The organism is Pseudodesulfovibrio sp. S3, from assembly GCF_004025585.1.
Classification (GTDB): Bacteria; Desulfobacterota; Desulfovibrionia; order Desulfovibrionales; family Desulfovibrionaceae; genus Pseudodesulfovibrio.
The window spans coordinates 200,297-215,140 of the sequence record NZ_QTZO01000006.1 but is presented as its reverse complement, the minus strand read 5'-3'; the positions used below and the strand labels follow the sequence as shown (position 1 = coordinate 215,140).

Here is a 14,844-nt window from a genome sequence, read left to right as displayed (position 1 = left end):
CGACTCATGTCAGCAGGAATATACAAGATCACCATCGTGGGTGCCAATGGCCAGATGGGTGGGCTCTTCGCTAGAGACTTTACCCAACTCGGCCTCAAGGTGACGCAGCTCAACCGCCCCTTCACGGATGACGATGTCCGTGAAGCGCTGCACGGTTGCGACCTGCTCCTGCTCAGTGTGCCGGTGACCGCAATGGATGCGGTGCTGGATCGGATGCTGCCCCACCTGACCCCGCCGACCATCCTCTGCGATGTCGGTTCCGTGAAGGTGCTCCCGCTCAAGGCCATGCTCGACCGGTACGATGGCCCGGTGGTGGGTACCCACCCGCTCTTCGGTCCGGTCATCCCGGACGGTTTCGAACCCAAGGTGGCGATCATGCCCGGCCATGAAGACGATGTGGATGCTGCAGTTGCCGTGGCAGCCCTGTTCAAGCGTTGCGGTTACCACTGCTTCGCGTCCACACCCCAGGAACACGACCGTGCAATGGCCTTCGTACAGGGGCTGAATTACACGACCACCGTGGCGTATCTGGCCGCTGCCAGAGACGTTGACGGCATTGAAAATTTCGTGACCCCGTCCTTTCAGCGCAGGCTGGACTCGGCGGCCAAGATGCTGACCAAGGATACCGAATTGTTCGAAGTCATCTCCGAGGCCAACCCCTACATGCAGGAAGTCAGCCGCAAATACATGTCCTATCTGAGCCTGGCCGCAGGCGGCGATCTCGATCTGCTGGCCGACCGGGCGCAGTGGTGGTGGCGTAGCGACGAAACATATTAATGGGGTGCGGCACATTGCCGGGCACACGATTACATTTGTAACCGAAGCCGCACCCCGACCAAGGGTGCGGTTTCATTATTTTTAGGGAGAAACACCATGAACGGTACGTGAAAGAAATCTGAAAACAGGAAGAAAATCAAAGGGTGGCAGGTCATCCCTCGCCCCTATCATTAAAAGCTCTAAAAAAACGTGAGGCTTTGGAGACGATGCTATTTCGTCGCCGCAAAAAGCCGCACCAAGGATAGAACCATGGAAAAAATCATTCTCACGCAGCACGGCAAATGGATGCCTGCCGACGTGCAAACGACCATCTCCCTCTATATGGGCCTGGTGGGCGACCAACCCGGCATCCTGCTGGAATCGGCAGAGGTGGACGGACGCCTCGGCCGATACTCCCTCATCGCCTTCGACTACCGGCTCATGCTCCATCCCGTGGACGGCAAGCTGGTGGTGGACGTCAACGACGACCGCCTGGCCCCGCTCAAGGAGCTGGAGGGCATGGACTACCTCCCCGGCATCAAAAAGGCCGTGGAGATGCTCTCCATCAAACAGGAGACGACAGGCGGCAATGTCCGCGACGGCCTGCCCGGTCTGACCCGAGGCCTCTACGGCTATTTCGGTTACGGTGTGGCAGGCATGTTCGAGCGCAAGCTGACCGAGGTGTGCAAACCGGCCAATGCCGAAGCATGTCTGGTCCTGCCCGGCCAGTTGGTACTGTTCGACCACCTGCGCCATTCATGCTGCTACCTGAGCCTTGACAAAGGAGCCACGCCCATGCCCGCCCCCATCCAATGGGGCGCAGACCTGACCGCTCCCGAGGTCGGGAAGCCCAAGGTGTATCCCGAAAAAGAAGAATACATGGCCGGTGTGGAACGATGCAAAGAACTGATCGCAGAGGGCGAATGCATTCAGGTGGTCCTGTCCACCCACTTCTCCGTGCCGCTGCCGGATGAGCCATTCAAGATTTACCGCCGCCTCAGGCAGGCCAACCCCTCCCCGTTCATGTTCTACATGAAATTCCCGGACTGCCCGTCCATGGGCAAGACCTGCGGCACCACCCTGCTCGGCTCCTCGCCCGAGATGATGGTCCGGTCCGCCGCCGGACAGCTTGAGGTACGCCCCATTGCCGGTACACGCTGGAGGGGCGAAACCGAAAAGGAAGACATCCGCCTGGAAGAGGAACTGCTGGCCGATCCCAAGGAGCGGGCCGAGCACGTCATGCTCGTGGACCTGGGCCGCAACGACCTGGGCCGCATATCCAAGCCCGGCACGGTCACAGTGGAAAAATTCATGAACGTCGAACGGTTCTCTCACGTCATGCACCTCACTTCCTATGTGGAAGGCGAACTCAAGGACGGGTTGGACGGCGTGGACGTGCTCCAGGCGACCTTCCCGGCGGGAACCCTGTCCGGCGCACCCAAGATCAGGGCCATGGAAATCATCGCCGAGCTGGAGCCTCAGGACCGTGGTCCCTATGGCGGCTGCATCGGCTGGATGGGCCTGGACAACGGCGTTGTCTCCCTGGACACGGGCATCACCATCCGGTCCATGTGGATTCGCGACGGCCAGTGCCATTGGCAGGCAGGCGCGGGAATCGTCTACGATTCCGATCCCGAAGCCGAATGGAACGAATGCCACAACAAGGCCCGCGTGATCCTCGAAGTCATCACAGGAAAGGGAGGCACCGATGTTTTTGCTGATCGATAATTTCGACTCCTTCACCTTCAATCTGGTGCAGGCCTTCCAACAGCTCGGTGCCGACCCGGTAGTCATCCGCAACGACCGCGAAAAGGTCCTGGAGCTGGCCGAAAGCGGCACCCTGGAACGGGTCTGCCTCTCTCCCGGCCCGAGCAACCCGCAGAACGCGGGCTTCTGCCTGGAATTCCTGGCCCGGCTGCCCAAGGAAGTTCCGGTGCTCGGCGTCTGCCTGGGCCACCAGACCCTGGGGCATTTTGCGGGAGCGCCCGTGGAGCGCGCCGAACGCATCATGCACGGCAAGACCTCCGAGGTGGTGCACGAGGGCCAGGGCATATTCCATGGGCTGCCTTCGCCGTTCACGGTCTGCCGCTACCATTCGCTCATTGTCCCGGCCGAAAAGGCCGCCGACAGGATCGAGGTCACGGCCCGGACCCGGCGGGGCGAAATCATGGGGCTCCAGTACAGGGACCGCCCCTGGCACGGAGTCCAGTTCCACCCGGAATCCATCCTCACCCCGGACGGCCCCAAGCTCCTCCAGAACTTCCTGAACCTGAAAGGATACATATCATGACCATTTCCGAAATACTCGAATTGCTGGCCCAGAGACAGCCGCTGAGCGACGAACAGGCGGACTTCATGTTCACCAAGCTCATGGACGGTGACATGACCGAGGCCCAGACCGGCGCCTTCCTCATGGGACTGCGCGCCAAGGGTGAGGACTCCACGGACCTGGCGGCAGGCGTGCGGGCAGGCCTGGCCCATGCCAACAAGATTCCCGGCTTTGACGGCAACCGCAGTGAGCCGGTAGTGGACACCTGCGGTACGGGCGGCGACGGCCAGTGCTCCTTCAACAACTCCACGGCAGTCTCCCTGTTCCTGGCGGACATGGGATACACCGTCGCCAAGCACGGCAACCGCGCCCTGTCCTCCTCCTGCGGCTCTGCCGATGCCCTGGAAGCGCTAGGCATTCCCCTGAACCAGACGCCCGATGAAGCAGCCGCCGGACTGGCACGGTACAACTTCGCCTTTCTCTTCGCGCCTGCCTATCACCCCGCCTTCAAACATGTCATGCCCGTGCGCCAGCAACTCGGCATCCGAACACTGTTCAACTTCATGGGCCCCCTGCTCAACCCGGCCCGACCCTCCCACCAACTTATGGGCGTGGGAGACCCCACCAAGCTGGAACTGATGGGAGAAACCCTGCTCCTGACCGGCGTGAAACGCGCCTTGATCTTTGCGGGAGCCGGAGGCTTCGATGAACTGACCACCTGGGGCGTGAACCGGGGCTACGTGATCCGGGACGGAATCATGGAAAAGACCACCGTCAACGGCGAGCTGCTCGGTTTCGCCAAGCACGACCCCAAGGACGTGATGGTTTCCGGCAAGGACGATGCCGTGGCCAAACTGAAGGATATCCTGGCCGGAAAAGGCCCCAGGGCCATGATGGACATGGCGGCCCTGAACCTGGCAGGGTGCCTCCATCTTTTAGGCAAGGGGTGCATGGCGGATTGCGCCGACATGGCCCGCGACGTGGTAAACACAGGACTTACCAAAGGAATTCCCTATGTTGGATAAATTCAGAGAAGCGAAACAGCTCGAAATAGATTCCCTGCGCAAGGACTTCATAGACGGTCGTATCCCCGCCCTCTATCGTGGAGAACGCCCTTCGTTTGTAGATGCCGTCAAGGCCAAGGGGCCAGGGGCCGTCATTGCCGAATTCAAACCGGCCAGCCCGAGCAAGGGCATCCTGCGCGAAAGCCTGAACCCCCTTGATTTCGCTGACATGTACGCTGCCAACGGCGCTGCCGCCATTTCCGTGCTGACCGAACACAAGTACTTTCACGGCACCCCGGACTTCCTCTTCATGATGAGCCAGCCCGGTGTCCCGCTTTTGCGCAAGGACTTCATCTTCGATCCGCTCCAGGTGGCCATGACGGCAAGCAGCCCGGCCTCTGCCGTGCTGCTCATCGCCCGCATGTGCGACGACGCCACCCACCTGCAACAGCTCATCGAAATCAGCCGCATGTCCGGCCTGGCTCCGGTGGTGGAAATCTTTGACCAGGATGACCTGGACCTGGCCCGCAAGGCCGGGGCAGACATCATCCAGGTGAACAACCGCGACCTGGACACCCTTGAGATATCCCTGGATCAAGGCCGCCGTTTCGTCAAACAGAAGCAGGACCAAGAATTGTGGATCTGCGCCAGCGGCGTCTCGCAGCGGTCGCAGGTGGAAGAGATGGCCGGGCTCGGATTCGACGCCGTGCTCATCGGCACCTGCCTCATGGAAGCGGAAGATCCCGGTGCCAAGCTGGCCGAACTGACCGGAGCAATGTAGATGCCACGCCCCCTGGTCAAAGTCTGCGGCATGACCCGCATGGAAGACGTCAGGCTCTGCGTCGATCTCGGCGTGGATCTGCTCGGTTTCATCTTCCACTCCAAAAGCCCGCGCAACGCGGACCCCGACTTCGTGGCCTCGGTCAAGACCGGCAAGGTCACCAAGGTCGGCGTGTTCGTGGACCAGACCGCGGACGAGGTCATGGGAATAATGGACCGGTGCGGACTGCACGCGGCCCAACTGCACGGCGGCCAGGACGTGAACTACTGCTGGCAGATCGGCCCCGACCGGGTCATTCGTGCCTTCTGGCCCGACACCTACAACTCGCCCCAGGCACTGTCCCGCGACCTGGACAACTACTCCGAGGTCTGCGGCCACTTCCTGCTTGACGCAGGGGGCAAAGGCCAGGGCGGCACAGGCAAGACCATTGATTTCAGCATCCTCCAAGATATTGAAATACAAACACCTTGGTTCTTGGCAGGCGGCTTAGGGCCGGACAACATACGGACTGCCCTGGCAGTTAATCCCCCCGGCCTGGATATCAACTCCGGGGTGGAGGCCGCACCGGGCATCAAGGACGAAACAAAGCTGCGGGAAGTGTTCAAGATTCTCGCGGAAATGGAATAAGGACGCATCATGAAAAAAGGTTATTTCGGCGACTTCGGCGGCCAGTTCATCCCCGAACTGCTCATGCCGCCCCTGATCGAACTTGAAGAGGCCATGGAATCCATCCTCCCCACCGAGGAGTTTCAGACGCGCTTCACCAATATGCTCAAGGAAAACGTGGGCCGTCCCTCGGCCATCACATACTGCCCCAACCTGTCCAAGGACCTCGGCCTGGACCTGTGGCTCAAGCGCGAAGATCTGAATCATTCGGGCGCGCACAAGATCAACAACACCCTGGGACAGGGGCTGCTCGCCAAGATGATGGGCAAGGACGTGCTCCTGGCAGAAACCGGCGCGGGTATGCACGGCGTGGCCACCACGGTCGCCGCCGCCATGCTCGACATGAAGGCGGTCATCTACATGGGCGCCACCGACATCGTGCGCCAGGCCCCCAACGTCAACCGCATGCGGCTCATGGGCGCGGAGATCGTGTCCGTGGAATCCGGCACCAAGACCCTCAAGGACGCCATCAACGAGGCGCTCCGGCGCTGGCTCTCCGACCAGGAGAACACCCATTACTGTTTCGGTACCGCTGCCGGACCGCACCCCTTCCCGACCCTGGTCCGCCAGTTCCAGCAGATCATCTCCAAGGAGGCGCGCCAGCAGTTCATGGACCGCAATGAAGGCGCACTGCCCGACGTGGTCGTGGCCTGCGTGGGCGGCGGGTCCAACGCCATCGGCATGTTCCACAATTTCATCCCGGATACGTCCGTCAAACTCGTGGGCGTGGAAGCCGCCGGAACGGGCGAACCGGGCTGTGACAGCTCCGCCCCGCTCGACCACGGCACCGACGGCATACTGCACGGCACCCTGAGCAAGCTGCTCCAGACCGAAGACGGCCAGATCATGCCCTCGCACTCCGTGGCTCCCGGCCTGGACTACCCCGGCGTGGGTCCGGAGCACGCTCACCTGCATGCAACCGGACGCGGCACCTACGTGACCATCAATGACAGCCAGGCCATCAACGCCTTCAAGGTACTGTCCCGGCGCGAAGGCATCATCCCGGCCCTGGAATCCTCCCATGCCGTGGCCTATGCCATCGAGAACAGGGACGCGCTCAAGGGCAAGTCCGTGCTCGTCTGCCTGTCAGGACGCGGCGACAAGGACCTCGGCATACTCGATCAGATTTTATAGAGGATGCCTCCGGCGGCCAAAGAACCTTTTGAAAAAGGTTCTTTGGAATCTCCAAAACTTTTTGGCGCGCGTTGCGACGTCAACGACAATAAAAGGGGTACCTAATGAACCCAATGCAAATAAAGATAGAAGAAGCGAATAAACAGGGGAAAGTCGGCCTCATTCCATTCCTGCCTGCCGGTTTTCCGAACCGGGAGCAGTTCTGGAAGGAGCTGGCCGAACTGGACGCCGCAGGCGCATCCGTCATCGAGATCGGCATGCCCTTCTCCGACCCCGTGGCCGACGGCCCGGTAGTGGAAAAGGCGTCCCTCAAATGCCTTGAGGACGGCATCAACCTTGAGTGGATTCTCACGGAACTCAAGAAACGCAAAGGCCAGTTCAAGGCAGCCCTGCTGCTCATGGGCTACCTGAACCCGGTCTACCAGTACGGGCTGGACACGTTCGCCGCCGACTGCGAAGCTGCCGGGGTCTCCGGCCTGATCATCGCGGACATGCCCCACGAGGAATCCCAGTTCGTCAAGGACGCCCTCACCCCGCACGGCATCTCCCTGGTGCCCCTGGTCGGCCTGAACACCACCAGGGAACGCATGAAACTCTACGCTCAAGGCGCACAGGGCTTCTGCTACTTCGTGTCCGTGCTCGGCACCACCGGCCAGCGCGAATCCCTGCCCGCCCGGATCAAAGAAAAACTCGCGGAAGCCAAGGAAGTCTTCGACATTCCCATCGCCCTCGGTTTCGGCATCAAGCACCCGGACCAGCTCAAGGAATTCGAAGGACTCATGGACGCCGCCGTGTTCGGCTCCGCACTCATCACCCACATCCAATCCGGCAAATCCAGCGACTCCTTCATGGAACCCTGGAAATAAAAACGTCTCCGACGGCCAGAGGGGGAACCTCTTGAAAGAGGTTCCCCCTCTGGCCTCCCCCTTCTAAACTTCTTGTTGCCGCCTTCGGCGGGGTAATCTCCGACCCTCTTTCCCCCAAAAAATGGAGCGCCTTGGGTGCGCCACGCACCCAACAGCGGCTCTCTTCCCCGATGTCTTGCTGACGAAGCAGTCCGATAACGCGATGAGGCTTTCGAGAGTGGTGCAGCTGTGCATTTTCTCGGGCGCAGCCCAACCGGAGGCGTAGCCTGGCTACGGTGAGGATTGGGCAAAGCCCGAAAAATGTGCAGATGCGCCGCTATCGGAAGCCGCCCCCCTCCCTTCTTCTTGCCACTCCTCCCCGAATATTATACTTCATGCCGGTTATGACTTCACCCCAAGACAGATATTCTCCCCGGCTGGACCTGTTGGCGCTGCTGCTTATTGCTGCCTCTTTTGCCGTGCGCTACTGGTTCGTGGCTTCGGGCCAGTTGAATCTGGTGCAGGACGAGGCGCAGTATTGGGATTGGATTCGGCGGCCGCAATTATCTTATTATTCCAAGGGACCGCTCATTGCCTGGATGATCGCCGCGTGGACCCAGATCTTCGGCAACACCGAACTGGGCGTGCGCTTCGGATCGATACTGGGCATGACCGGCATCCAGGCCGCGCTGTATGTGGGCGTGTCTCGCGTCTGGCGGGAGTACCGGCTGGCGATCTTCGTGCTGTTCGTGGCCGCCACCATGCCGCTGCTGAACGGGCTTGGCATCCTGGCCACCACGGACAACCCGCTCATTTTCTGCTGGACCGTGGCCTTTTTCGCCCTGGCTGCGGCCACCCGCAATGAACCTGATTACACGCCGTCCGACTGGCCTTTCGTCATATTGGCCGTGTGCGTGGCAATGGGCACCCTGGCCAAGTACATGATGCTCGCCTTTCTGGGGCTGGGTCTCGTATACGCACTGATATTGCACTTTCGCGGGCAGTTGCCGCCCCGGTTCTGGTGGCGTTTTCTGCTGGCCTCGCTCATCGGCTCCATCATCGGCCTGGCCCCCATCGTGGCCTGGAACATCGACAATGACTGGGTTGCCTACAAGCATGTAGCCAAACTTTCCACGGGCGTGGGCAACAGCAAGGCCCTGTCGTTACGCATCGGTCCATTTTTCGAGATGCTCGGCGCACAGATCGGCCTCCTGGCCCCCTGGTGGTTCCTGGCCATCATGGCGGGCACCCGAACCGCCTGGAAAAAATCCTGGCTCGGCCCCATAGGCCGGTTCGACGCCGTATACCGGCGCGACCTCCTGTCCATGCTCTTTTTCTGGCCCCTGTGGGGCATCCTCACGTTCAAGGCGCTGGTGTCGAAAGTGGAAGCCAACTGGACCGCCGCCGCCTTCATGGGCGGCGCCCTGCTCGGCGGTATGGCCCTCAAGCAATGGTGGGAAGCCCCCACGCGCAAGCCGCGCGGCAAAGTCATCCTGGCCACTCTCGCCCTGATCATGACCGGAATCATCTTTGCTTCACCGCTCGCCCCCGTGCCGGACGACCTGAATCCCACCCACCGCCTCAAGGGGTGGTCCAATCTGGGCCTGAAAGTGGACGAACTCATGCGAACCGAGTTCGACAACCCGGCGAAAGTCTTTGCCATGTCCGACAATTACGGCTTCACTTCAGAGCTGGCCTTCTACCTTCCGGGGCAGCCGATCACCTATTGCTCCTGGACGGAACCGCGGCGCATGAACCAGTACGACCTCTGGCCCAGCCCGGCTGCTGACAAAATCGGATGGGACGCCGTCATGGTACGCAAACGGTTCCAGCCCAATCCCGTTCCCGACCTGAGCAAGATGTTCGAATCCGTCAGTGAACCCATCTTCTACGAGTCCTCCTTCAGGGAAGGTTCCGGCAGAAAATTCACCATCATCCTCTGCAAGGGATTCACCGGATACTGGCCGCAGAGAGGACTCGGCAGGTATTGACCTCCATTCTTTGTTGAAAATCCATAAAAAATAGACTCGCCTCCCGCTCCCGGCCCCCTGTTTCCATTTTTTTTGGATCACGCCATCCTTCTTCAATGAAATCCTGACATTGCAAAACCCTTGCAGGCCAACGGCTGCGCTTTCTCTCCTGCGATTGCCCCGTTCCTGGCAGGCTTCTTGCTTTTCTCCAACCACGGGTGGGGCCTGGACCTCAACCAAACAGAGGAAGGCGCATGTTCAAATTCAAGCTCGCACTGGTCGGTCTCATCATCTTCCTTCTACCGGGGTGTGCCGCGGTGCCGTTCGGCATCGGACTCATCCCCGGTGCGCCTGCGTACATATCCTCGCTCATAGGCGGCGGGCAATCCGTATATGAAACAGCCATGGACGAACGCTCCACGGAACAGCAGATGCTGGATGCCATCATCGCCGGACACGCCCAGGCGGAACTCTACAAGAACAAGGACATCCAGGCGGATCAGATCACCACGCACTGCTACTTCGGCAAGCTCTACCTGGTAGGCGAATACGATTCCCAGGAGCAGTTGCGAACCATCTACGAATGTATGGACAGGGTGGAAGGCAAACAGGCCGTGATCAGCCGTCTCTATCTGCGGGACGGGACCGAGGAACAGGATTTCTTTGGGGAACAGGCTCGGTACACGGAACTGAAAACCCAACTTTTGGCGGATTTCGAGGTGGTCAGTACGCCCATTGAGGTGGAGATTGTCCAGGGCGACATCATCCTGCTCGGTGTTATCGCGGAAAAGGATGAACGCGATCGGATCATGGCCCATGCCCTGGGCATGGACGGCATCAACCGCGTCATATCCTATCTCTACCACCAGGAATACAGCGGACCGGAGCCGCACATCATGACAGCCGGACTGCCCCCTGCGCCGGAGCCGCCGCCGGATATTCCACCGGAGCCCAAGAAGAAGCCACGCAAGCAAACCCTACGGCCCAAGGTCCAAGCCGAACCGGCACAGCCCACACAGTCGATCCTGGCTGTCACCAACCCTGATCGGGGAAGGTGACCCCTCCACCACGGACCAAAGCCGTTCTCCTGAGAAAACCGTCCGCATCAGCGGGCGGTTTTTTCCTGCGGAGAGAGAAGAAAGGCCAAAGGCAGGGCCTAGGAATTCCACCAGCGCATGATCTCCGGGCCGTGGAGCAGGTAGATCATACAGCCGAGGCTCAGGAAAGGACCGTAGGGAATTCTTCCGCGAATACCGCCTTTTCCCGGCCTGATCGCGTAATACACACTGCCCACGCCCCCGGTCACCGAGCCTACCAGAATGGTCAGGGGCAACCCGGCCAGCCCGGTCATGGCCCCTATCATGGCCATGAGCTTGACATCGCCGGTACCAAGTCCCTCTTCCTTGCGCCACAACCTGTAGGCCTGCTGCAACACCCAGAACAGCCCGGCTCCCGCCGAAGCGCCCAGAACAGCGTCCTGCCAGCCCGGCCCTTCGGAAAGCACGAAACTGGCGGCCAGAGCCAGACCGGTGCCGCCCAGGGTGATGCGGTCCGGCAGGAGAAAAGTCTCAAAATCGATGAAACTGCCCGTAATGAGCATGGCACCCAAAACCAGATAGACGGCCCATTCGGCTGAAGGACCATAGGCATGGGCCACGGCCAGCGACCAGGCCAGGCAGGAGAGTTCCGTCAGCATGTACTGGGGACCGATGGACACCCCGCAATGGCGGCATCGCCCCCTGAGCCACAGATAGCTGACCACGGGGATGGTATCGCGCCACCCCAGCCCCTCTCTGCAGGACGGGCAAATGGAGCGGCCCGGCTTGCAAATGGGCTGTTCGTCGATCCAACGCTGAATGAAAATGGTGGCAAAACCACCAATTTCAAGGCCGACCACGGCAGCGGCGAGATAAAAGGCCCAGGTGGGAAGGAAATCCATAAAATACCCTTGGGGCTTGAAGATTCGTCACTTTTGCTGCATGAATACCGCTGAGCGCAGCACCCGGAACGCTACCGGATTTCAACTCCCGGCACAAGGGAGGAGCGCACCGTCACACGCATCAAGGGAGCCTGGCATGGACCACCGTTTCATTCCGCATTTGACAGAGGAACAGATCGCCGACATACAGCTTGCCGGTTTGCAGTGGACCACACGCCACGCTTACGCCAACAGCCCTTTCTACCAAGCGCGTTTGAAGGAAACGGGCGTGGAACCCGGCGACATCAAGACCCTCGACGACATACGCAAGCTCCCGTTCACCACGGCGGACGACCTCAAGTCCGGCTACCCTCTGCCGCTGCTCGCCGTGGCTGAAAGCGAAGTGGTCCGAATCCACGGTTCCAGCGGCACCACCGGCAAGCGCAAGATTCTTGCCTATACCCAGAACGACATCGACACCTGGAAAGACATGTTCGCCCGCTGTTACGAGCTGGCCGGACTGACCAGGGAAGACAGGGTCCAGATCTGCGTGGGCTACGGACTGTGGACCGCTGGCGCAGGTTTTCAACTGGGCTGCGAACGGTTCGGGGCCATGGCCCTGCCCGTGGGGCCCGGCCTGTTGGAAATCCAACTCCAGATGCTGACCGACCTCAAGGCCACCTGCCTGTGTTCCACCGCCTCCATGGCCCTGCTCATGGGTGAGGAAGTGCAGAAACAGGGCCTGTTCGACCAGATCAATCTCAAGAAAGCCATCTTCGGGGCCGAGACGCACACCCCCAAGATGCGCCGCCAATTCGAGGAGGCGCTGGGCCTGGAGGACAGTTTCGACATCGTCGGCATGACCGAACTCTACGGTCCCGGCACCGGGCTCGAATGCCAGGCCCACGACGGCATCCACTACTGGGCCGACATGTACATCCTGGAAATCCTCGACCCCGAGACCCTGGAGCCGGTTGCCCCCGGCGAGGTGGGCGAAATGGTGGTCACCTCTCTCAAGAAGGAGGCGTCGCCGCTCATCCGTTACCGCACCCACGATCTGACCCGGCTCATTCCTGGCCGGTGCGCCTGTGGGGTGGCCATGCCGCGCATGGACAAGATCATGGGCCGCTCCGACGACATGTTCATTTTCCGGGGCGTGAACATCTACCCGGGCCAGATAGGCTCCGTGTTGGAAGGTTTCGGCGATTTGTCCGCCGAATACAAGATTTTCCTGACCCGCAAGGACGGCCTGGACCACATGGCCGTGCAGGTGGAACGCACCCCGGACGCCGCAACCGGGTGCAGCGACGACCTTTGCAAGGCGCTTTCCAATGAAATCCGCAAACACATCTTGGTCCGCAGCGAGGTCAAGATTCTCGGCCCCGGAGAACTTCCGCGCAGCTTTGCCAAGACCAAGCGCGTGGAAGATTCACGCGGGGAAGAGTAACCAGAGGTCCCATGCCCAGCCTGTCAGACCACCCGGATCGCCACGTCGTCATCGATCGACGCGAAGGCCATTACCTTGCCTTCCCGGATGTCATCCGTGCCCGAGACGGCCGCCTGATCGTGATCTACAACGAAGCGGACAAACACGTCCGGCCCACCCGTCGCGTCCTGGTCGTGAAGATCAGCGAGGACAACGGGCACACATGGTCACGGATCATCTACCCTGATTCGCCCAGGAGTCACAGCCCTCGCCTGCACCGCTTTGGCAACGCGTCCCTGCTCATTTCGGACAGTTCGCGCATTTTCCACACGAGCCGGAACAACGGTGACACCTGGAACCCTTTTCCGGCAACCGGCCTGACCCACGACATGCACGACCGGATCATGAACCTCGGCAACAACGTGTGGTTGACCACCGGGCATAAGCATGTGGGACAGGAAGAACACCCGGCCATCCGTCAGCCCCCCACCGAACAGATAGTTTTTCGGTCCGCGGACCAGGGACACACCTGGGAACAGATTTCGGTCCTGGCCGCCCATCGCAACCTGGTGCTCTGCGAAGCATCCATGACCCGGCTGCCCGACGGCCGCATCCTGGCCTTGATGCGCGAAAACAGCTTCGTCTTCGAACCCATGTACCTGTGCATCAGCGAAGATGACGGCGCATCATGGTCCGATCCGGTCCCGACCCCGCTCATGGGCCACCGACCGACCATGGGACAGATCTCGGACGGGCGGCTGCTCGTCACTTACCGCAACGTGGGGCCGGACTGGGGCACCTGCGCCTGGCTCGGCACAGCGGACGAGCTCATGTCCGGCTTCCGGGTACACGGCCGGGCCGTTGATCCGGCCAACCCGATTTTCACACCGGAAGGAATGCACGTCAGCAACGAAGCGGGCAAGCTGTCCGTGGTCCGCTATGCCCTGCGCCCCATGACCGACCCGCGTACGGCAACGGCCCGGCTCGAAGCCGAGATCAGGGTGGACGCGGCAGACAAGAACGGTTGCGGACTGCGACTCGGAACATGGTGGCGGCTCTATCCCGACCGCATGGTCCCGGACGTGGAAGACGGTCAACCCGTCCCCCTTCCCCCCGGCCGATTCAACACCATCCGGCTCGAATATGCTGCCGGAAAGGTCATGCTGCATGTCAACAACGAGTTGTGCACCGAAATCAACGTGCCAGCGGATCACGCCGAGACCAGGCCCGTCATGTTCGGTGCGCCCTATCCCTTTGAGGACAACATGGCCGACTGCACCTGGCGGCGCGTATCCCTGAATATCATTGAACCGGCCTACCGCCGGGAGTATGCATGGAATTGGAACGCCGGGGACGGGCTGCCCGATCAATGGGTTCAGGACCATATCCTGGAACTGCGCAACGCCCGACATGCAGCGGCCCCGGATTTCGGGTACTCCGGTTGGACCGAACTCGATGACGGAAAATTCTTCTGCGCCTATCACCACGGCGATGCCCTTGCTGCGGACTACGAAGCGCTTCTCAGCGCCTTCGTGGCCGGGACATGGTTTACCCTGGACGACTTCAGACAAGGATAAGAACATGGAACGAGCTGATATCGAACGCATTTTCGAGGCATACTTCGAAAAATTCAAGAAGACCGAAGGAGACCGGACTGCCTGGTCCGCCTTCTGGACCGAAATGACCGACGCGGGCACTCTGGAAATCAACCTGACCAAATGCCCGCGGGGGACAATTTTCAAGATTTTCATAGACAAGAAAAAGGTGACCGAAGTCTCGGGCTGGGACGAATTTTTCAAGGCCATGGAGACCGTATCCGCCGACAATCCGGGCCTCTACGATCCACAGGAATTCTTCAGCAATATGAAGTTCGCAATATAGGACATATTCCTGCTTAAGCCATTTTTTGCTTGACGGATATCGCATCCCCACGTAAGGCCCTCTACTACAGTAGTCGGTGGCATCTACGGGGATGCTCCCGGTCAAGGCCGGACTGTGCCGACGAAGGGTGAAATGACTTGAGTTCTGAAAGGCTTACGTGCTTTGCATTTCCTCGACTTTGTTTCACCGGGCGA

At 60.4% G+C, this 14,844-nt stretch carries 14 protein-coding genes; 13 read left to right on the top strand and 1 reads right to left on the bottom strand.

Annotated features, from left to right (window positions below):
* Positions 1–6 precede the first annotated feature (6 nt).
* The 10 genes from DWB63_RS09370 (at position 7) to DWB63_RS09325 (ending at position 10,483) form a co-directional block, all read left to right on the top strand.
* Positions 7–777 (top strand): prephenate dehydrogenase, encoded by a 771-nt coding sequence (locus DWB63_RS09370; RefSeq protein WP_128328566.1) that lies wholly within the window; start codon positions 7–9, stop codon positions 775–777.
* Between the two features lie 249 nt (positions 778–1,026).
* Complete coding sequence (locus DWB63_RS09365) at positions 1,027–2,484, top strand: anthranilate synthase component I family protein (RefSeq protein ID WP_128328565.1); 1,458 nt, start codon at positions 1,027–1,029, stop codon at positions 2,482–2,484.
* Positions 2,465–3,046, top strand: a complete 582-nt coding sequence (locus DWB63_RS09360) for an aminodeoxychorismate/anthranilate synthase component II (RefSeq protein WP_128328564.1) — start codon at positions 2,465–2,467, stop codon at positions 3,044–3,046. Before DWB63_RS09365 ends, DWB63_RS09360 begins: the two co-directional genes overlap by 20 nt.
* Positions 3,043–4,050, top strand: a complete 1,008-nt coding sequence (trpD, locus tag DWB63_RS09355) for an anthranilate phosphoribosyltransferase (protein ID WP_128328563.1) — start codon at positions 3,043–3,045, stop codon at positions 4,048–4,050. Before DWB63_RS09360 ends, trpD begins: the two co-directional genes overlap by 4 nt.
* Entirely contained in the window at positions 4,040–4,810 is a 771-nt protein-coding gene (locus DWB63_RS09350) for an indole-3-glycerol-phosphate synthase (RefSeq protein ID WP_128328562.1), read from the top strand. The genes trpD and DWB63_RS09350 overlap by 11 nt, the downstream gene beginning before the upstream one ends.
* On the top strand, positions 4,811–5,437 hold the full coding sequence (locus tag DWB63_RS09345) for a phosphoribosylanthranilate isomerase (protein WP_128328561.1): 627 nt from the start codon (positions 4,811–4,813) through the stop codon (positions 5,435–5,437).
* A gap of 9 nt (positions 5,438–5,446) precedes the next feature.
* Positions 5,447–6,610 carry a tryptophan synthase subunit beta gene (gene trpB, locus DWB63_RS09340; RefSeq protein WP_128328560.1) on the top strand — a complete coding sequence of 388 codons (1,164 nt, stop codon included), beginning with the start codon at positions 5,447–5,449 and terminating at the stop codon, positions 6,608–6,610.
* Between the two features lie 104 nt (positions 6,611–6,714).
* Positions 6,715–7,476, top strand: coding sequence for a tryptophan synthase subunit alpha (gene trpA, locus DWB63_RS09335; RefSeq protein WP_128328559.1), 762 nt, complete (start codon positions 6,715–6,717; stop codon positions 7,474–7,476).
* A gap of 383 nt (positions 7,477–7,859) precedes the next feature.
* Positions 7,860–9,446 carry a glycosyltransferase family 39 protein gene (locus DWB63_RS09330; protein ID WP_128328558.1) on the top strand — a complete coding sequence of 529 codons (1,587 nt, stop codon included), beginning with the start codon at positions 7,860–7,862 and terminating at the stop codon, positions 9,444–9,446.
* Between the two features lie 233 nt (positions 9,447–9,679).
* Entirely contained in the window at positions 9,680–10,483 is an 804-nt protein-coding gene (locus DWB63_RS09325) for a BON domain-containing protein (protein ID WP_128328557.1), read from the top strand.
* Between the two features lie 98 nt (positions 10,484–10,581).
* Here DWB63_RS09325 and DWB63_RS09320 read toward each other — a convergent pair whose 3' ends face one another.
* Entirely contained in the window at positions 10,582–11,364 is a 783-nt protein-coding gene (locus DWB63_RS09320) for an A24 family peptidase (RefSeq protein WP_128328556.1), read from the bottom strand.
* Positions 11,365–11,500: 136 nt separating this feature from the next.
* Here DWB63_RS09320 and DWB63_RS09315 point away from each other — a divergent pair, with 136 nt between their 5' ends.
* Genes DWB63_RS09315 through DWB63_RS09305 form a run of 3 tightly spaced genes read left to right on the top strand, consistent with a single transcriptional unit; the run spans position 11,501 to position 14,650 of the window.
* The gene (locus DWB63_RS09315) at positions 11,501–12,790 is read left to right on the top strand and encodes a phenylacetate--CoA ligase (RefSeq protein ID WP_128328555.1); all 1,290 of its coding nucleotides are present in this window, start codon (positions 11,501–11,503) and stop codon (positions 12,788–12,790) included.
* Between the two features lie 11 nt (positions 12,791–12,801).
* Positions 12,802–14,346: a sialidase family protein gene (locus DWB63_RS09310; protein WP_128328554.1), complete on the top strand. Its 1,545-nt coding sequence runs from the start codon at positions 12,802–12,804 to the stop codon at positions 14,344–14,346.
* 4 nt (positions 14,347–14,350) lie between these two features.
* Positions 14,351–14,650, top strand: coding sequence for a hypothetical protein (locus DWB63_RS09305; RefSeq protein WP_128328553.1), 300 nt, complete (start codon positions 14,351–14,353; stop codon positions 14,648–14,650).
* The last annotated feature ends 194 nt before the right edge of the window (positions 14,651–14,844 follow it).